This window comes from Niveibacterium microcysteis, from assembly GCF_017161445.1.
In the GTDB taxonomy this organism is placed as follows: domain Bacteria; phylum Pseudomonadota; class Gammaproteobacteria; order Burkholderiales; family Rhodocyclaceae; genus Niveibacterium; species Niveibacterium microcysteis.
Map to the genome: position 1 here is coordinate 2,722,453 of NZ_CP071060.1, position 18,212 is coordinate 2,740,664.

General features: G+C 62.2%; 20 protein-coding genes. 13 read left to right on the top strand and 7 right to left on the bottom strand.

The features are described 5' to 3' along the window. Positions 1 to 3 precede the first annotated feature (3 nt). Positions 4 to 1,215, top strand: coding sequence for an acyl-CoA reductase (locus tag JY500_RS12330; RefSeq protein WP_206252728.1), 1,212 nt, complete (start codon positions 4 to 6; stop codon positions 1,213 to 1,215). Beyond that, positions 1,212 to 1,718, top strand: a complete 507-nt coding sequence (locus JY500_RS12335) for a GNAT family N-acetyltransferase (RefSeq protein ID WP_172202926.1) — start codon at positions 1,212 to 1,214, stop codon at positions 1,716 to 1,718. Before JY500_RS12330 ends, JY500_RS12335 begins: the two co-directional genes overlap by 4 nt. Here JY500_RS12335 and pseG read toward each other — a convergent pair. The 6 genes from pseG to JY500_RS12365 are packed head-to-tail and all read right to left on the bottom strand — an operon-like array spanning position 1,697 to position 8,009. Then, the gene (gene pseG, locus JY500_RS12340; protein ID WP_206252731.1) at positions 1,697 to 2,734 is read right to left on the bottom strand and encodes a UDP-2,4-diacetamido-2,4,6-trideoxy-beta-L-altropyranose hydrolase; all 1,038 of its coding nucleotides are present in this window, start codon (positions 2,732 to 2,734) and stop codon (positions 1,697 to 1,699) included. The two genes, JY500_RS12335 and pseG, sit on opposite strands and share 22 nt — an antisense overlap. Beyond that, complete coding sequence (gene pseF / locus JY500_RS12345; protein WP_206252732.1) at positions 2,731 to 3,426, bottom strand: pseudaminic acid cytidylyltransferase; 696 nt, start codon at positions 3,424 to 3,426, stop codon at positions 2,731 to 2,733. The genes pseG and pseF overlap by 4 nt, the downstream gene beginning before the upstream one ends. Next, complete coding sequence (gene pseC / locus JY500_RS12350; RefSeq protein WP_206252736.1) at positions 3,423 to 4,571, bottom strand: UDP-4-amino-4,6-dideoxy-N-acetyl-beta-L-altrosamine transaminase; 1,149 nt, start codon at positions 4,569 to 4,571, stop codon at positions 3,423 to 3,425. The genes pseF and pseC overlap by 4 nt, the downstream gene beginning before the upstream one ends. Beyond that, positions 4,568 to 5,563, bottom strand: coding sequence for a UDP-N-acetylglucosamine 4,6-dehydratase (inverting) (gene pseB, locus JY500_RS12355; protein ID WP_206252743.1), 996 nt, complete (start codon positions 5,561 to 5,563; stop codon positions 4,568 to 4,570). The genes pseC and pseB overlap by 4 nt, the downstream gene beginning before the upstream one ends. 3 nt (positions 5,564 to 5,566) lie before the next feature. Beyond that, positions 5,567 to 7,657, bottom strand: coding sequence for a motility associated factor glycosyltransferase family protein (locus JY500_RS12360; protein ID WP_206252744.1), 2,091 nt, complete (start codon positions 7,655 to 7,657; stop codon positions 5,567 to 5,569). Positions 7,658 to 7,715: 58 nt separating this feature from the next. Then, positions 7,716 to 8,009, bottom strand: coding sequence for a hypothetical protein (locus JY500_RS12365; protein WP_206252746.1), 294 nt, complete (start codon positions 8,007 to 8,009; stop codon positions 7,716 to 7,718). Here JY500_RS12365 and JY500_RS12370 point away from each other — a divergent pair. The 9 genes from JY500_RS12370 (at position 8,008) to JY500_RS12410 (ending at position 14,819) form a co-directional block, all read left to right on the top strand. Continuing rightward, entirely contained in the window at positions 8,008 to 8,862 is an 855-nt protein-coding gene (locus JY500_RS12370; protein WP_172202933.1) for a flagellin N-terminal helical domain-containing protein, read from the top strand. The two genes, JY500_RS12365 and JY500_RS12370, sit on opposite strands and share 2 nt — an antisense overlap. 76 nt (positions 8,863 to 8,938) lie before the next feature. Further along, a complete protein-coding gene (locus JY500_RS12375; RefSeq protein ID WP_206252747.1) occupies positions 8,939 to 9,394 on the top strand; it encodes a flagellar protein FlaG in 456 nt (151 codons plus the stop codon). A 42-nt stretch (positions 9,395 to 9,436) separates the two neighbouring features. Continuing rightward, positions 9,437 to 10,840: a flagellar filament capping protein FliD gene (gene fliD / locus JY500_RS12380; RefSeq protein ID WP_206252753.1), complete on the top strand. Its 1,404-nt coding sequence runs from the start codon at positions 9,437 to 9,439 to the stop codon at positions 10,838 to 10,840. A 44-nt stretch (positions 10,841 to 10,884) separates the two neighbouring features. Then, positions 10,885 to 11,277, top strand: a complete 393-nt coding sequence (gene fliS, locus JY500_RS12385; RefSeq protein WP_246479612.1) for a flagellar export chaperone FliS — start codon at positions 10,885 to 10,887, stop codon at positions 11,275 to 11,277. Between the two features lie 11 nt (positions 11,278 to 11,288). Then, positions 11,289 to 11,624: a flagellar protein FliT gene (locus tag JY500_RS12390; RefSeq protein ID WP_172202937.1), complete on the top strand. Its 336-nt coding sequence runs from the start codon at positions 11,289 to 11,291 to the stop codon at positions 11,622 to 11,624. Between the two features lie 227 nt (positions 11,625 to 11,851). Further along, on the top strand, positions 11,852 to 12,796 hold the full coding sequence (gene fliK, locus JY500_RS12395; RefSeq protein ID WP_246479613.1) for a flagellar hook-length control protein FliK: 945 nt from the start codon (positions 11,852 to 11,854) through the stop codon (positions 12,794 to 12,796). Further along, complete coding sequence (locus JY500_RS12400; RefSeq protein ID WP_172202939.1) at positions 12,780 to 13,076, top strand: EscU/YscU/HrcU family type III secretion system export apparatus switch protein; 297 nt, start codon at positions 12,780 to 12,782, stop codon at positions 13,074 to 13,076. The genes fliK and JY500_RS12400 overlap by 17 nt, the downstream gene beginning before the upstream one ends. A 67-nt stretch (positions 13,077 to 13,143) precedes the next feature. Then, the gene (locus tag JY500_RS12405; RefSeq protein WP_206252756.1) at positions 13,144 to 13,914 is read left to right on the top strand and encodes a flagellar brake protein; all 771 of its coding nucleotides are present in this window, start codon (positions 13,144 to 13,146) and stop codon (positions 13,912 to 13,914) included. A 5-nt stretch (positions 13,915 to 13,919) separates the two neighbouring features. Then, positions 13,920 to 14,819 (top strand): cation diffusion facilitator family transporter, encoded by a 900-nt coding sequence (locus JY500_RS12410; protein ID WP_206252758.1) that lies wholly within the window; start codon positions 13,920 to 13,922, stop codon positions 14,817 to 14,819. A 40-nt stretch (positions 14,820 to 14,859) separates the two neighbouring features. Here the strand turns inward: JY500_RS12410 and JY500_RS12415 are convergent, their stop codons facing one another. Beyond that, the gene (locus JY500_RS12415; RefSeq protein WP_206252759.1) at positions 14,860 to 16,305 is read right to left on the bottom strand and encodes an AGE family epimerase/isomerase; all 1,446 of its coding nucleotides are present in this window, start codon (positions 16,303 to 16,305) and stop codon (positions 14,860 to 14,862) included. Positions 16,306 to 16,478: 173 nt separating this feature from the next. On the opposite strand from JY500_RS12415, the gene JY500_RS12420 reads away from it, so the two are divergent. Together JY500_RS12420 and rsxA are read left to right on the top strand one after the other, a co-directional pair. Further along, entirely contained in the window at positions 16,479 to 17,492 is a 1,014-nt protein-coding gene (locus JY500_RS12420) for a quinone-dependent dihydroorotate dehydrogenase (protein ID WP_206252761.1), read from the top strand. A 124-nt stretch (positions 17,493 to 17,616) separates the two neighbouring features. Beyond that, positions 17,617 to 18,201 (top strand): electron transport complex subunit RsxA, encoded by a 585-nt coding sequence (gene rsxA, locus JY500_RS12425; RefSeq protein WP_172202944.1) that lies wholly within the window; start codon positions 17,617 to 17,619, stop codon positions 18,199 to 18,201. The last annotated feature ends 11 nt before the right edge of the window (positions 18,202 to 18,212 follow it).

Genomic DNA, 18,212 nt, shown 5'->3' on the forward strand with positions numbered 1-18,212 from the left:
CCTATGGATCTGATTCTCCCCTCCCGCAGCGATGGCGATGCGCACGCCCAGCTCGACGGCCTCGCGGCAAACAGGCTGCGAGCCTTCGACGCAAGCACGCTCGCTTTTCTGGCCGAGTTCTCCGCACGCTTGCTGCAGGACCATGCGCTGCGCAGCGCCCCCGAACTGGTCGCCTTGGGCTATTGGTTCCGCCCCGCGGCCATCGAGACACTGCGGCGCAGACATGAAGCGCTTGCCGCCAACGGCGTGCTGCGCGCGCGCGGCGTCGTTTTTCATGTTGCACCGGCAAACGTCGACGCCGTGTTTGTCTACAGCTGGTTCCTTTCCCTGCTCTGCGGCAACCGAAACATCGTCAGGATTTCTCGTCGCGATAACGCGCACCGTGCGACCTTGCTCAAGCTGCTCGGCGACACACTCGCCGCCCATCCGCAGGTAGCCGCCTGCAACGCGGTAGTGGCTTATCAACGCGACGACACTGTGAGCGCGGCACTCTCGGCACACTGCGATCTGCGCGTTGTGTGGGGCGGTAACGAGACGGTCGCCCACTTCCGAGGCATTGCCCTGCCACCGCTGGCGACGGAGCTTGTCTTCCCCGATCGTCAGTCGTGGGCACTCATCAATGCCGAAGCGGTCATGGCGGCAGACGACGACACGCTTGCGCGGCTCGCCAGCGCCTTCCACAACGACGCATTCTGGTTTGCCCAACAAGCCTGCTCGTCACCACGCGCGGTGATCTGGGTCGGCGGCTCCGCGACGATCGCGCAGGCTCAGCCCCGCTTCTGGCATGCCGTGCGCGAGGAACTGGTGCGCCGCGCAGAGACGCCGGACGCCAGTGAGCTCGCAAATCGCCTCGTCGCTGCACACCGTGCGGCGGCAGTCGCAGAGATCAAACTGACTGGACGCCTGGACGACTGGCCGCTGCGGCTCGCAGTCCAGGCCTTCACGCCGGAGATGCGGGGCGCGCACTGCGGCTACGGGCTGTTCTACGAAGTCTCGCGCGACACCCTCGCCGAGACCCGTGAGCTCTTCGCTGCACCGGATCAGACCGTCGCGTACTTCGGTTTCGACCGCGCGACGCTCGCAGCGTGGGCGCAGACCTTGCCAGACCGCGCGGTGGACCGCGTCGTGCCGATTGGCGAGGCACTACGTTTTGGCGACTACTGGGACGGGCACGATCTGCTGATGGCGTTCTCGCGGCATGTGGTGATCGCATGAGCGCCCAAGGCACAGTGCTGCGCAGGGCGATCGACGCCGACGCAGCGGCAATCCTGCGTTGGCGCAACCATCCGGAAGTACGCCGCGTGATGTTCACGGATCACGAGATCAGCGCAGCCGAGCACGCCCGCTGGTGGACTAGCCTGAAGGTTCGAGACGACTACCATCTGTTGGTGATCGAGCATGGTGGCACCCCCTGCGGCGTAGTGACCTTCTCGCGCTGCGCCGATGACGACACGGCCTGGCTTTGGGGTTTCTATCTCGATCCCGATGGCTTTTCGGATGGCCTGGAACGGCTTCGCGCCTGGAACGGCATGGAGCTCGCCTCCCTCGCCTGGGCCCAGACACAGCTCGGCGCAAGCGAAGTCCGTTGCGAAGTCTTTACCTTCAACACCGCCGTACTTCAGATGCACTTACGACACCGTTTTCGCGAGACCGGCCGTTACCAGCGCCGGCGCGGCGAGGCGGTATTCGAGGTGGTTCAGCTCGCGCGCAAGCCATAGAGGCGCTGCGCCACACGGCTCGCCCCCAAACCATCGCAACGACGCGCCAAGGCAGCGCCCATGCCTTGCACCTGCACGGGATCGGCCAACATCGACTCGAGCACGGCCGGTAACCTGGCCAACGCGTCGCCCGACAGCATGCCCAGATCAACCCCCTCGCCTGCTTCGGCGAGCCGGCGACTGAGCGCGAGCTGGTTGTCAGCAATCGCAATCGTGATGCCCGGCAGCCCAAGGCAAGCGCGCTCCCAAGTCATGCTGCCGCCGGCGCCGATGAACAGATCGGCCGCCAGCATGCGTTGCGCGATGTCGCGCGCGCCCACAGTGAGATGTGCCTGCGGTAGCCCGGCGCACAGATCGAGAAGTCCAGCCTGGTGCGGGTTGCCCGCGCCGACGACAACGTCGAGTTCGACACGCCGCCCAAGCTCGCCCATCACTTGCAGCACTTGTCCCGTTGCGTTCGGTGCATCGGCGCCGCCAAAACAAACCAGAATCCGCACGACTTCCGGCCGGCGCGGGCGCAGCTGCGAACGTGCTGCAGCGAAGTCCGGCCGCAGCAGCGCCCATTCCGGGCCGAAAAGCGTCTCGCATTGCGCCGGGACAAGCCCGGCATAGCGCACAACCGGGCTGTCGTGCCAATTCTGGTCGAGTAGCAGTTGGCAGTGATGGGGTCGATCGGCGAGGTCATCAATCACCATCACCGCACCAACCTCATCCGCGATCGCCGTTTCCCAAGCGGCATCGAGCCGGTAGTGATCGACGATCAGCCAATCCGGACGGCGCCCCAGTGCCGCAGACGTTGCCGCCACGTCGGCACGTTGATCGTTCTCTGCGGCGTCGATCAAATGTAGCGGAACTCCCGCAGCGCCGATGGCCGTGGCGGCTGCTTCTCCCCCCGGCCGGCTGACAAAGACGCACTCCGCGCCCAGCTTTTTCAACGCTTCTGCGAGCGCGAGACAGCGCATGACATGGCCATGGCCGATCACAGCTGATGCATCGGCGCGGAAAACGACCCTCATTCGCCCGCTTCGCGCATCGCGCGTAACAGCCACTCAGCCCGGCGCCAATCCTCTTCAGTGTCGATGTCCTGCACCCGATGGCGCGGCAACAGGAACATGCGGGAACGGGGACCGAACATCGGCACGTTGTCGCGCCAGTGCTGTGCGTAGCCGATGTAGAACTGGCCAGCGTCGTGAAAGGCTTCCGGAAGATCTTGCGAACGTTTCCCGATGTGCTCGGGAAACATCGGCCCCAACTCACCATCCGCGTTCAACGTGATCGCACGAAGGATCGGGAAGTCAAAGGTCGTCGCAGTAAAGACAAAACACGCACCACTGTCCTGCAGCGTCGATCCGGCCTCAACAAGATCCTGCGCGCGAACAAAGGGCGCAGTGGCATACAGGCAGCAGACGGTCGTGGGCGCTTCGCCCGACGCGGCCAGCCAGTCAATCGCGTGAACCACGACAGGCGCCGTGCCGACATGGTCGTCCGACAAGGCGGGCGGGCGAGTAAACGGCACTTCGGCGCCCCACTCCTGCGCCACGGCGGCGATACCCGCATCGTCGGTCGACACCACGACCCGGTCGAACAGCTTGCTCTCAAGCGCCGCCGTGATTGACCACGCGATCATCGGACGACCGGCGAAGGATCGGATGTTCTTGCGGGGTATGCGCTTGCTGCCGCCGCGCGCGGGGATTACGCAGAGCCTCACCGGAGCACCTCAGTAAGCGTGGCGATAACACGATCCTGCTCAGAATCGGTGAGATCCGCATAGATCGGGAGCGACAAGGTGCGGTCGGCGTACCACTCGGCAACCGGGAAGTCGCCCGGCGCAAAGCCCTGAGCACGGTAGTAAGGCTGCAGATGAACCGGGAGGTAATGCACCTGCACGCCGATTCCGGCTTCGCGAAGGCGCTCATACACCTGCCGGCGCTGCTCCGCACCGCGCAGCAGTATCGGATAGAGGTGATACGCCGACAGCGCATTGGGCCTTTGCCACGGCCGCTGAAGCGGCAAGGCCGCGAGCGCATTGTCGTAGCGCAGCGCCAACGCGCGGCGCCGTGCAAGAAATGCGTCAATTCGTGCGACCTGGCTGGCGCCCAGCGCGGCCTGCAGGTCGGTGATCCGGTAATTCCAGCCAAGTTCCTGTTGCTCGTAGTACCAGCCGCCCTCGTCCTTGTTCTCCAAACGAGTCAGCTCGCGCTCAATCCCGTGGCTGCGAAGCCGCCGGGCCGAATCGGCAATGCGCGCATCGGCTGTCAGCAACATGCCTCCTTCGGCCGAGGTCACAATCTTCACCGGGTGAAAACTGAACACCGTGATGTCGGCTACCGGTAGCGCGCCAACGCGCAAGTCGCCCAGCGTTGCCCCGATCGCGTGTGAAGCATCTTCGATGACCCGGAAGCCAAACTCCGCCTTCAACTTCGCGATCGCTTCGTAGTCACAGGGCTGCCCGGCGAAATCGACACTGACAAGCACATCCGGTAGCGACGCTGATGCGCGCGCGGCTTGCAAGCGCCGCTCAAGATCAGCTGCGTCGATGCAATAACTGCGCGAATCGATATCGACAAATCCGACTTCGGCGCCGCAATACCGCGCGCAGTTGGCCGATGCCACAAAGGTATTCGGCACCGTCCAGACTCGTGAACCGGGACCAACGCCAAGCGCTGCGCACGCGATGTGCAGCGCGGACGTTGCACTGTTAACGGCGACCGCTTGGCGAGCGCCGACGTAATCGGCAACCGCCGCCTCAAAGCGCGGTACCGCGGGCCCCTGCGTTAGCCAGTCAGATCGCAGGACTGCCTCAACTGCGGCCAGGTCTTCGTGCGAAATGCTCTGGCGGCCGTACGGAATCATGTTGCGCGGTCGAGGAGGCTGCGAATCGCGTCGACGGTCAGGAACTCCGGATTGGTGCCGGAGCTGTATTCAAAACTATCTTCCACCGGCACACCGCGATCGCCCGTTGCATCGATCTCGTATTCGGGCTCGGTCACGAACTGGATGCTCGGCTTGATCACGTAGTGATTCGGAAACTCCAGCGTGTGGAAAGCGTCATCCACCGGAACCATCACCTCGTGGAGCTTCTCGCCGGGCCGGATACCGATAATCTTGCGGGCGAGCCCTGGTGCGATGGCATCCGCCAGATCGCCGATCCGGGCGGAGGGAATCTTCGGCACGAAGACCTCGCCACCGTGCATACGGGCAAAGCTCTCAAGCACCAGATCAACGCCCTCCTGGAGCGTGATCCAGAAACGGGTCATGCGCAGATCGGTGATCGGTAACTCGGCCACCCCGTCCGCAACCAGCTTCCTGAAAAGCGGAACAACCGAACCGCGCGAACCGACGACGTTGCCGTAGCGCACGACCGAAAAACGTGTGCGCTGGCGCCCTGCTAGGTTGTTGCCGGCAACGAACAGTTTGTCGGAGGCAAGCTTGGTCGCGCCGTACAGATTGATCGGGTTCGCAGCCTTGTCGGTCGACAACGCAATGACCTTCTCCACTTCGTTCGCCAGCGCAGCCTCAATCACGTTCTGCGCGCCATGGATATTGGTCTTGATGCACTCCATCGGGTTGTACTCAGCAGCCGGCACCTGTTTGAGCGCCGCCGCGTGCACGACGTAGTCGACATCGCGCATCGCCTGGATCAAGCGTTGACCGTCTCGCACGTCACCCAGGAAGTAGCGCATGCACGGATCGGTGAAGTGCTGCGCCATCTCGTACTGCTTGAGTTCATCGCGCGAGAAGACGATCAGGCGCCGTGGCTTGTAGCGCTCCAGCACAGTGGCAATGAAGCGCCGCCCAAAGGACCCTGTGCCACCGGTGACCAGAATGCTCTTGTCTTGGAACATCAATCACACCTCCTGTTTGTCCGGGAGTTTCCCCGTACTTGCGAGGGTGTGCAATGCCAGGATGTTCTCGCGCCCCGCCTTGAGGAAGTCGAGCAGGAGGTCGAAGACTTCCCGACCGTATTCAATCGCTGCCGCCTCGTCTTTGATCAGCGAAAAACAGTCATTGGCAAAGCGTCCCATGTGTTGCATCGAACCCCGCACGAGCGGAAATACCTGACTTTCTTGATGGCGAGGCAGGAAGAAGTAGGTATGCATGTCGGCCAGCCGGACGAACAGATCTGCTTTACGCGTGATCGGCCGCGCGAAGAGTTCTGACAAGTCTTCAATCACCGCATCGAGTTGCGCCAACAGGTTGGCGATATTGCCCGGCATGTCGTCGAGAACACCCCGCATGAACGCGCGCGATACCGCGGCAATTGAAAGCTGCCGAGATTCTGGCGTTGCGTCGATGTGAATCTCTTCCGGCCGGATTCGTTCAGTCCAGGCGATCCGCGCACCGTCGTTCGGGTTGTAAACAACCGCGTCAGGGTGCGCCGCGATAGACACCTGGAGGATGTCCCGCGAGTACGTCAGTTGATCGGTCGACAAGACGGTCTCGCAGAAATTGCCGGGTACCGGCTTGCCATTGCTGTGCATCCAGTGCGTGCCGGCGACCACCCCTGCAAGGTAGCCCTCTTTCGCTTCGCCGTTGTAGTAGATCGAGTTGCGTGAGTGGTGTACGCCGTCCGGATGGAAGCCGAGATCGACCCCGAACAGGTAGACCTTGCGGAACCCCATTTGCAGCGCCAGATCCAACCCCCCATTTGTACAGGTTGGATTGGTACGTACCCGCGGCAAACGACGGTCGAAGTCCAGCATGTTCGAGCCGAAGTCGATGTCCTTGAGAAACATGGCCGGGTTCGGCGACAGATCAAACACTGCGGGACACATGATCGCGGAGGTCAGCAGCGGGGTGCGCGCGAGCACCGCACGGGTACGCGGTGTGTCAAGAATTCGGTAGGTGGCGGCGGTCCGCTCGATCTCCACATGAAAGTCCGGATCAACGCCGGCATTGGCAAGTGCCGAGATCGCGGTACCGCAAGAGAACACGACAACACGATCGCGGTACGCCCGCAACACCGGCAGCAGTGTGTCGAGCGAGGGGCCAGCGCCTACCACAACGGCAACCGCGTCGTCTGGCACCGACGCGCCACCCACAAAAACCGGGCGGCGTGCCAGCGCGTTCTCCACGGCGTGTCGCAGGCCGAGCATCTCATCGTCAAAGAAGCCCCAGCCCCGGAACAGCTTGCCCATGTCGGCGCTAATGCGCTCCCACAGGTCGTGAACGCGTTCGGAGTCGTAATCGTGGAAGAACAGCGCCGCCCCTTGGACCATGTACGGCGCGGCGTGCTTCTGGATTGTCGCGAGCACACTCGCCGCCAGCAGTTCGTTGTCATCATGCAACGCAATCGAGAAACTTCGACCGTTGCGCTCGAAACGTTGGTGCAGAGCGATGTAGTCAACAAAGTACAGCGACATGTTCAGGCGTTCGACATCAGTGTCGACGATGAACAAGTGAAAGATCTCGTACTCGTCGACAAGACGTTCGAGGTGCCAGCCGAAGCCGCTGCCGAACACGATCACCACCGGTTGCACGTGGTCGCCGAACACGGGCCGCCGGTGTCTTTGTTCCGGCAACGGGCAGCGCGCCTGGAAGCGGCGAACGATCTCCCCGCGATACACCTGTTCAACCGGGCGGAAGAAGTCCGGATTCGTCGCGTAGTCGGTGATCTCTGCCGGGTTCTCGAGGTAACCGGCCTCCACCCAGATGCGAGTTCCGTCAGTGGCTAGTTCGAACTCGCGCAGCAGTACCCGGCCCAGGTCGGTGAAGTCGCGCACACCACCGGCATGTTTGCCGCTAAAGATCGTGATGCCTGCGTCCGGGCTCACCTCGAATGGCGCGGGCAACTGCGTGGCCATCAGAGTGTCGAAAACAGCCGGGAAATTTTCCCGCAGGAAGTAGAGATTCGCCTGATAGGTCGCATACAGCTTGCGGATGTAGGCCTCCTGTAGCGGCGTCCATTCGGTCTGTGCGGTGTTTTCAGCTTCAGTCATGTTGTTGCCATCGCTCCTGATTGGCCACGCTATTCCCGGACGAATAGGGCGCCACCACCTACGATTGTGTGCCAGAACCGGCAGCTTGTGGCGCCGGATAACAACGGGAAAGCCCCTGTATTCCTGCGCTTCCGGCCGAAATCACACCCTCAGGTTTATCTGCCCCTAAACCCAAGCGCATATACGCCGTAGTAGCACTTAATGCGGCGCACAAAGCTTGGTAAGCCGAAGAAATTCCTAAAGTTTTCCAAGCAAACGTCGCTAACAAATACAAGCGCAACGACGCTTGAATCAACCGGCAAAGCCGGTTGCCAAATACATACGGAAACGGAACGACAAGGAGTTTCATCATGGCACTGACCATCAACACCAACGTTTATTCGTTGAACGCGCAACGCAACCTCAACACGACCCAGACCCAGCTGGCCAACCCGCTGCAGCGCCTCTCTTCCGGCCTGCGCATCAACAGTTCGGCGGATGACGCCGCCGGTCTCGCGATTTCGGAACGCATCAGCTCCACGATCCGCGGCCAGAACGTCGCAATGCGTAACGCAAACGACGCGATCTCGATGGTGCAGGTGGCAGACGGCACCGCATCCAAGATCAGCGATAACCTTCAACGGATGCGCGAACTGGCCGTGCAGGCTGCCAACGGCACCTACACCTCGAGCGACCGCGCAAACATCTCGGTTGAATTCGTCGCGCTGCAGAAAGAAATCACCCGGATCGCGCAGAACACGAAGTTCAACAACCTTGCACTGACGAACTCGTCGGCGCAGAGCTTCAGCTTCCAGGTCGGCGCAGCCACCAGTTCTGACAACCAGATCTCGGTGACAACCAAGAACCTGATGGCCAGTAGCGGTCTGTCGGTTGGCTCCAGCAACATCAACGTGGGTGGTGCCGTTAAGGCCTCGCTCGGCGCAGCCCAGGCGCTCAGCGCGATCGCAGCCATCGACAAGGCGATCAACACGGTTACAACCAACCGCGCAGATTTCGGTGCCGCCATCAACCGCACCCAGGCTGTCATCAGCAACCTGTCGATCGCAGTCGAAAACCAATCCGCTGCACGCGGCCGCATCACAGATGCCGACTTTGCGGCTGAAACTGCGAACCTGACCCGCCTGCAGATCCTGCAACAGGCCGGCACCGCAATCCTGGCCCAGGCAAATGCGATCCCGCAGCAGGCACTGAGCCTGCTCCGCTAACCCTGAAATCGAATCTCTCCGGCTTGGGCGGCCCTAACCGGGTCGCCCAAAGGCGGACAGGGTAGGAGAAGGCAACATGACGACAATTCCATCTATAGGGTCTTCGCCTCCAGGGGCGCTCCCGCCGTCGTCGGGTTCGCCAATACGGAATAGCGCAGAAGCAAGACCCACCGCCCAGGCAAATCCTGCCGGCGGTGTCTTGCCTTCGGAGTCCGTCAAGATCACGCAAGCGGACAACCCATCTGAGCCAGTGGCGTCGCCGCAAACGCAGACCGCACAGAAGCAGCCAGATCGCGAGGCGGTCGAGCGGGCCATGCAGGAAGTGAAAAAGGCCGTGGACCCGATGGCACGTAACTTGCAATTCTCGATCGATGAAGACACTGGCCGCACGATCGTCCGCATCGTAGATACGGCCACGAAAGAAGTGATCCGCCAGATTCCAAGTGAAGAGGTGCTTGCGATTGCGAAGGCCCTCGACCGAATGGACGGCGAGAAGAAGGCAAGTGGCGTGTTCCTGAAACAGAAGGCCTGAGCGCCAAGCCCCTGGCATGGCACTCAGGACAGGGTGAGTAGCATGGCTTCATTCAGTAGTCTCGGAATCGGATCAGGTCTCGACCTCAATACCCTCCTTACGGGTTTGATGAACGTCGAGAAGCGTCCGATCACCATTCTGCAAAACCAGCAGAGCGGGCTGCGGTCCCAGCTGTCGGCAATGGGACAGATCAAGAGTGCCGTGTCGTCGCTGCAAACAGCCTCGGACGCACTGAAGTCGTCGGCAAGCTTTGCCGCCTACACGGCAACAAGTACCGACAGTTCGGTCGTAACTGCCAGCGCCACCACTGGAGCCGTCGCCGGTTCGTATAAGGTTGAAGTCACCCAGCTGAGCCAGGCCCAGAAGGTCATGGCTGCTTTTGCCTCAGGAACAAGCTTCACCGGCACCCTCAAGCTTGAACTCGGCAAGGCCGATGCAACGGCCGCCGACGGGTTTGCAGAAAGCAAATCCGTCGACATCGACCTGACCGGAAAGTCGCTCGCGGGGGCGCGAGACGCAATCAATGCCGCAGGCCTCGGCGTAACAGCCACCATCATCAATGATGGCACCTCGACAGGAACCCCGTACCGGCTGGTCGTAACCTCGCAGAACGGCGGTACAGGCAACCAGATCCGGATGTCAGGCGTATCTGGCCTGAACTACACCGACTACGCAGGAACTGGCGGCCCAGGCACGAAGGACGCCAACGTTACGCAATCGGTCGCAGCGCAGGACGCGCAGTTCAGCGTCGACGGCGTCGCCATGTCCCGCTCTGGCAACTCTGTCACCGATGCGATTGATGGCGTGACGCTGAACCTTGCCAAGCAGACGACCGGAACACCGGTGACCGTCACGATCGCCAAGGATCCGACTTCGGTCGCCTCAAAGATCAACACCTTCGTCAAGGCCTACAACGACCTCAACAAGGTCTTGCACGATCTGACCGCATACAACGCAGACACGAAGACTGCGGGGGCACTGAGCGGCGACTATTCGGTGCGCTCGATTCAGCAACAGATGCGGACAGCTACCGTCAACACCGTTTCCGGGGCGCCGGGGGGATATTCCCGGCTTGGCGACATCGGGATCTCGTTGCAAGCCGACGGCTCACTCGCGGTCGACAGCACCAAATTGAACGCCGCGATTTCAGATCCTGCAAAAGACATTTCACAGCTCTTTACCGGAGTCTCCGGTACCGATGGTGTTGCGACGCGCATCTCGAAAACAGCAAAGGCCCTGCTTGACACCGGCGGCTTGGTCACCTCGCGCACAGACGGGATCAACAAGAGCATCAGCGCGCTCGACGACCGGATCAGCGCCTTGCAGGACCGCGTGACGGCCATTGAGGACCGCTACCGCAAACAGTTCACGACGCTCGACACAACTATTGGCCAGATGAACGTCACGAGCGCCTACCTACAACAACAACTCGCCCGCCTGAAATAAGCGCGTCGGCCACATAACGGAACGAACCGAGGATGTATCCCACCATGCAATCACCCGCCAATGCATACAGCCGCGTCGGACTTGAGTCGAACGTGGCGGCCTCGAATCCGCACCTGCTGATCGTCATGCTCTTCGACGGCGCAATTCTCAACGTTAACAGCGCGGCCGTTTCGATCGCACATAACGACGTTGCCGGAAAGGGCCAGGCCATATCGAAGGCCATCGAGATCATCAACAGCGGCCTGAAGGCAAGTCTCGACATGAATGCCGGCGGCGAACTCGCACAGCGCCTTGCGGCACTCTACGACTACATGGTTTCGCGACTGCTCTACGCCAACCTGCACAGCAGCGAACCCGCGCTCAAGGAAGTTGCCGGGCTCCTGCTTGAAATCAAAGGCGCCTGGGAAGCGATTCGCGACCAGGCCAACGCGGCCTGAGGGAGGCTGGCATGACGACGCTAACCCTGTACGAAACGATGAGCACCCTGTCGGCCGACATGGCAGTTGCTGCCCGCGAGAACGACTGGGATCGAGTTACCGAACTGGAAGGCAAGATCACCCGCCTGCGGAACGATCTGTTGACGCTAGACCCGCTTGAGCGTCCGGCGGCGCCGTTGTCTGACGCCGAACGTCGGCGCAAGGCGGAGCTGATCAAGAAGATCCTCGCCGATGACCGCGAAGTGCGGCGCCACACTGAGCCTTGGCTCGACGGCGTGCGTACGCTTCTCGGTGGCGCGTCGCGCGGGCGGGCCATGCGTGCCGCCTACAGCGCCATAGCGGACTGAACCTCAGCGGCGGCAGCCAGGCACATTGATGCATGATCCCCACCGACCTGGCCACCCGCCTCAGAGCACTGCTTGACCTTCCGCTTCCGCAGGTCGGAAGCGTTACGCCCACTCGCAGCGTCTCGCCTGAGCTTTCGCCGGGCCAACGCTTCACCGCACAGATCGCTCAGCCGCTGCCAGACGGCACTTTCAAGGCTCTCGTTGCCGGGAGATCGCTAACGCTCTCGTTGCCGCAATCAGTCAAGAACGGCGACGTTCTGGAGCTGGTCGTCACCCACAGTACGCCGCAAGCTGTATTTGCACGCTTGCTTGAACCGGCAGCGCAGGAGCAATCCAAGGCGAACCTCTCGCCCGCCGCGCGCCTGATCAGCCAGCTCCTCACCGGCAAAGAAAGCGCCGAATCGCCGACCGCACTGAACGAGGGCAACCCGATCCTGCAGCGGCCACCGCAGAATGGCGCGCAACTCGCACCGTTGCTGCAACGCGCGGTCGCGCAAAGCGGCATGTTCTACGAAGCGCACCAGGCGCAATGGGTGGAAGGCAAACTCAGCACAGCCCAGCTTCTTGCTGAACCGCAGGGCCGTCTCGGCCAGACCGCATTACCGGCCGGGCCGGAGCAATCTGCAAGTGCCCAGACTGAGCAAAATCGGGTGCCAAACGAGGCATCTACGCAAGCACCATCACGACCCGTGACGGTGGCACAAACCAATGTGCAGACAGAGCGGGCAGAAGTTGCCGATGCCGCCGGCCGCACCGCTGCATCGACCAGTGAAAAAGGGCTGGTGTCCCAAATGGTGCCGCGCGAACTGGCGCCGATCGTGTTGAATCAACTGGACGCCCTCACCACGCAACAGCTGACATGGCAAGGCCAGATCTGGCCGGGGCAGACCATGGAGTGGCGTATCGAACAACCGCCCGACGACGCGCATGGCCGGGGAGCCGATCAGGAACCAGCCGAATGGCGAAGCTCGCTTCGCGTCACCCTACCCTCCCTCGGCGGTGTCGAGGCACGCCTGTTCCTTACCTCGGCCGGTGTCGCGATCCACTTCGCCGCAGATTCGGAAGCATCCGTCGGCCGCCTCAACGCCGCCCTCAATGAGCTTGGGAGCGCGCTCGACGCGGTGGGCGTGCCGCTCACCGGGGCCGCCGTGGCACATGAAACCGTCCGCTGACACCGCCCAGCCGCGCGCACAGGCCGTCGCACTGGCCTACGAGACCGGCGATACGGCACCAAAAGTCGTCGCGAAGGGGCGCGGCCTGGTCGCGCACGAGATTATCGAGCGCGCAAAGGAAGCCGGGGTTTTCGTGCACGAATCCCCGGAACTGGTATCGCTATTGATGGACGTGGATCTCGACGCGCAAATCCCTCCTCGCCTGTACATTGCGGTCGCCGAATTACTTGCGTGGCTCTACCGCGTCGAACAAGGCGGCACGCCGTCCGGTAAGCCCTGAAGCGTCACCGCTGCGTGGTATATTTTCCGCAGGGTCTGTCCGCAAAACATCACCACTGAAACCTCCTGTGCCGAACTCATCGAACGTGCGTTTCGAGCTGCTTGAATCCGACAGTCAATACAGCCAGTACCTCGTGCGGGATCCGCGCGAAGTCCGCTTCGTGATCAAGCAGCTTGCTGCAAAACGGGCGCTGATATCAGCCTATCCCGATGATTCACCGAACTTCGGGCTGACTTCCGTCCTGGAAGCTGGAGGAAACGACCAGAGCTTCGTGCTCGACGTGGCTGCCGACGCGGGTCTCAACGAGGCGCTTGAACGCGCAGATAGCGTCATCTGCATCACACAGCTCGATCGCGTGAAGGTGCAATTCCGCCTCGAAGGCATGGTGCGGGTGCAGCACAACAACGCACCGGCCTTCTCAGCACAGTACCCAGACAAACTACTTCGGCTGCAACGCCGCGAGTACTTCCGCCTCGTCGCGCCGGTCGCACACGCGATCAATTGCTTCATTCCGATGCCCACGGCAACGGGTGATCGCGTCTATGAAGCCCGCGTGCTCGATCTCTCCGGCGGCGGCTTGGCGATTGTCGCGCCGCCGAGTGGCGCCCAGTTGCATCCGGACATGGAGATCCCCAACTGCCGGCTGGAGATTCCCGACAGCCCGCCGATCCTGATTACGCTGAAGGTCCGCAACATCTTCCGGGTTACCCAACGCAACGGCACCGAGGTGCTGCGCGCAGGCTGCCAGTTCGTTGGACTACAGACCGCAACAGCGAACATCATCCACCGCTACATACTCAAGGTGGAGCGCGACCGCGCCTCGCGCGTCGCGCAATAAGGCCAATGACGGATACCCCGACCACCGCTGTCGGGCGCAGCGCACATCACTACGCATACCTTTCGATCGCCGCAGCGCTCGCCACGATCAGCCTCAAGGCTGGTGCCTGGTGGGTAACCGGCTCGGTCGGCCTGCTCTCGGACGCACTTGAATCGGTGGTGAACCTGGCCGGTGCGGGCTTCGCCCTGTGGATGCTGCTGATTGCGAACAGCCCACCGGACGACAAACACCCCTGGGGTCACAGCAAGGCAGAGTATTTTTCGAGCGGCTTCGAAGGCACGCTGATCTTCGTCGCGGCCATTGCGATTGCCGTTACGGCCACGCCGCGCCTGTTCCATCCCGAGCCGCTGGGCAGCCTGGATATCGGTCTCGCGCTATCGGTACTCAGCACCCTGATCAACTTTGCCACGGCGCAGACCCTATTTCGCGCTGGCCGGCGGCTTCACTCAATCGCGCTTGAGGCCGACGCAAAACACCTGATGACCGATGTGTGGACGACGGTAGGTGTGCTGGTCGGCGTCGTTCTCGTACCGCTTACCGGTTGGCTGTGGCTTGACCCGGTCATCGCCTTGTTGGTGGCAGCGCACATCCTCAAGGAAGGCGCCCACCTGATGCGCGGCGCCATCGGCGGCCTGATGGACGAGGCAATGGATTCGCAGGAACAAGCCAGCGCTGTCGCTGTGCTCGACGGCTTCGTCAAGCTGGGCGTGCGCTGGCAGAACCTTCGTACGCGTCGCGCCGGGAAGGATCGCTTCCTGCACCTGGATCTGCTGGTCCCTCCGGACTGGACCGTCGAGCGCGCGCACCAGCTTGCCGACGACGTCGAAGCAGCGATCGGCGCCGCAATTCCTGGCGCCCAGGTGACCACGCACGTAGAGCCAATGCGGGCGCCCTTCGTACACTGAAGGGGCGCCCGCTAGGCGCTCCCAAAAAGCGATCAGTGATTCAGCGGTTCGCCTTCTGAACCGGAATCGCAAACTCGACCGCTTGCCGACCATCCCGCGACTTGACCGACACCACCTTGCCCTGCATGAGGTAGGGGCGCAGGTTCTTGTCTTCACGCTGCAACGCGAAATGCAGCGTCGCCGGCTTACCCGCCAGTGCCTGCGCCGTCAGATAGCTCACCAGCGCATGCTCAAACGAGTGGTAGCCATTCTTCCACTGGTGGATGCGTAGGCTATTCGCTGGCGCCGCACCGGTCGGATCAACCCAGCCGTAGATCTCGCCGCCGTTCGGGGCAGTCATCTTGGTCAGCCAGAACCGCCAGCTCGATTCCAGGCGCGATGCCAGCTCTGGCCGCTCCAGCGCGAGGAAGCTCGCCATCTGGTCCAGTTCCGCATAGATCCACCAACTCTTGGACGTATCCACCTCTTGCCCGTGCCAAGCTGATCCCCAGGCACCACTCTCGGCATCCCAGGCCCGATCGAGGACCTTCGCGCCGCCATCGTGGCCAAAACGCTCAAGCTCGGCATCACCGAGTTCGCGGCCGGCCAGCATCAGCATCCAGTAGGCCTTGATCGTGTGGCCGAAATCGTTGTGCCGAGCGCCGTCGCGCCGGCTTTCCGCACCGCGTTCCAGCGTGCCATAGAAGATGCCACGCGCCGGATCATGGAACTTGTCGATCAGCGCCCTCGCCACACGCCGGATGCCTTCGTGCCATGCCGCTCGCGCCTCGGCCGGCAAGTAGGGCACTACAAGCAGCATGTAGGCGTTGAGTTGATCGAGTTGCGCCACCAGCTCTTGCTTGGCGGCTTCATCCGCCGGCCCTTCCTTGGGAACCCAACGCAACATGCTCCAGTCCGCATCCCAGTAACGGCTGAAGACGTAGCGCTGATGGGCGATCAAGGCCTGCTCCAATGCCGGATCACGCGTCAGGTAGTAGAGCATCGCAATGCCGACCACGGCGTAGGACTGATCCTGCGCGGTACGCGCGGCAGGTTCCGGGCCGCCCCGACCCGCCTCGAACCATGTCGGCGAGCCGGACTGCGGATCCAGCAGTGCGACGGTACGCCGCGCGCCGGCGCGCGCCAGCTCAAGCCAGCGGACATCGCCCGTCAGATGGTAGGCAACGCCGTAGGCATAGGTCTGGCGTGCCTGCATGCGAACGTAGCTGCGCCCGAGTTCGGGGCGTATCCATGCGGGGGGCGATTTCAGCTCTTCGCACGGCGCCTCCGGATCGAACGCGCTGCCGTCGTTGCAGCGGAAGGTTGGGAAGTTGCCGATCGGCTTGCCCATCGCCGCCGCGCCGGACCAGAACGGCAGCAGATCCTGCTTCACATGTGTCAGCCAGCGCTCGCCCGTGGGCAGCCCTGCAAGTGCCCCACCACTTGCCAGCAAGCCGGCAAGCACGCAGCACATCGCCAGCAACATCCGTACAACTCGACTAGACATGTCATCTCCTTTTCTTGACGAGCGGTGCCCGAATTCATCGCCATGACGCTGCAAAGCCTAACGGCTTCCCATGCGGATTGTCAGATCAGGATCAGAGTCCGGCGACTTCGCCGCCACAGCGACCGCAATTTCGCTACCGGACATTGCTAGCCTCTCGCGCTAAAATTCACGCCATGTACTCACTTGCCCGCCCCTTCTTCTTCCTGCTCGACCCCGAAACCGCACACGATCTGACGATCTGGAGCCTGCATCACTTCGGCGGTTTCGTTCCGTCAGTGTGCAATGCGCGCGGCAAACCGGTCGAAGTGATGGGTCTCAGCTTCCCGAACCGGATCGGCTTGGCTGCCGGTCTCGACAAGAACGGCGAGGCCATCGATGCCTTCGCCAACTTCGGGTTCGGCCACGTCGAAATCGGCACCGTCACCCCGCGCCCGCAACCCGGCAATCCCAAGCCGCGTCTGTTCCGCCTGCCGCGCGCTGAAGCCATCATCAACCGCATGGGTTTCAACAATGCCGGCGTCGACAACCTGGTGGCGAACGTTCGCGCCGCCAAGTTCAAGGGCATCATCGGCATCAATATCGGCAAGAACTTCGACACCCCGATCGAAAAGGCCGCGGACGACTACCTCGCCTGCCTCGACAAGGTGTATCCGCACGCCAGTTACGTCACCGTCAACATTTCGTCGCCCAACACAAAGAACCTGCGCCAGCTGCAGGGCGCTTCGGAACTCGATGCCCTGCTCGCCGCGCTGAAAGCCCGCCAGGCGCGACTGGCGGATGAGCACGGCCGCTATGTGCCGCTCGCGCTGAAAATTGCGCCCGATGTTGAGAGCGAGCAGTTGGGCGAAATGGCCGACGCGCTGCGCCGCCATCGCATCGACGCAGTCATTGCCACCAACACCACGCTGGCGCGCGATGCGGTGGCCGGCCTGCCGCACGCGCAGGAAACGGGTGGCTTGTCCGGCGCTCCGCTTCGGCAGCGCTCGACTGAAGTCGTTGCACAACTGGCCCGGCAGCTCGCTGGCGAACTGCCGATCATTGCCGTGGGTGGCGTGTTCTCTGGAGCCGACGCGCTCGAAAAGCTCCAGGCCGGTGCCGAGCTCGTACAGATCTACACCGGGCTTATCTACAAGGGCCCAGGCATGGTTGCCGAGGCCATCCGCGCAACGGGCGAATTCACCCGCTGACATCGGTGTTGTTGCTGCGGATCGGTTGACGCGTGACAAGCATGCGTCAGTTTCGGTCCGCGGCTTGAGGATCGCATCGCGTTGCAGCGATAATCCCGCGGTTACACCCACCCCCTTCTAGCCCATGGCGCACTACATCTTCCTGCTACTTGGCGCGGTTCTGGTCAACAACGTCGTGTTTGTCCGGATCCTCGGCCTGTGCCCGTTCATGGGGGTTTCGAAGAAGCTCGACACTGCGCTGGGCATGGGCATGGCGACCACATTCGTGCTCACGCTGGGCTGTGGATCAAGCTACCTGATCGACCACTTGCTGCTGACGCCGTTCGATCTGGGCTATCTGCGCACGCTAGCCTTCATCGTCGTGATCGCGGCAATCGTGCAACTGACCGAACTGGTGATCCAGAAAACCAGCCCGGTGCTGCATCAGGTCTTGGGCATCTATTTGCCCCTGATCACCACCAACTGTGCGGTGCTCGGCATTCCGTTGCTTTCTGTGGCACTGAAGCACAATTTTATGGAAGCCCTGCTGTTCGGGTTTGGTAGCGCCGCAGGCTTCTCGCTCGCCCTGATTCTGTTCGCGGCGATACGCGAGCGGATCGACGGCGCTGATGTACCGCTGCATTTCCGCGGCACGCCGATCGCGCTGATCACCGCCGGGTTGATGAGCCTTGCCTTCATGGGCTTCGCCAGCCTCGACCGCTTCAAGTGAAACCGACACCA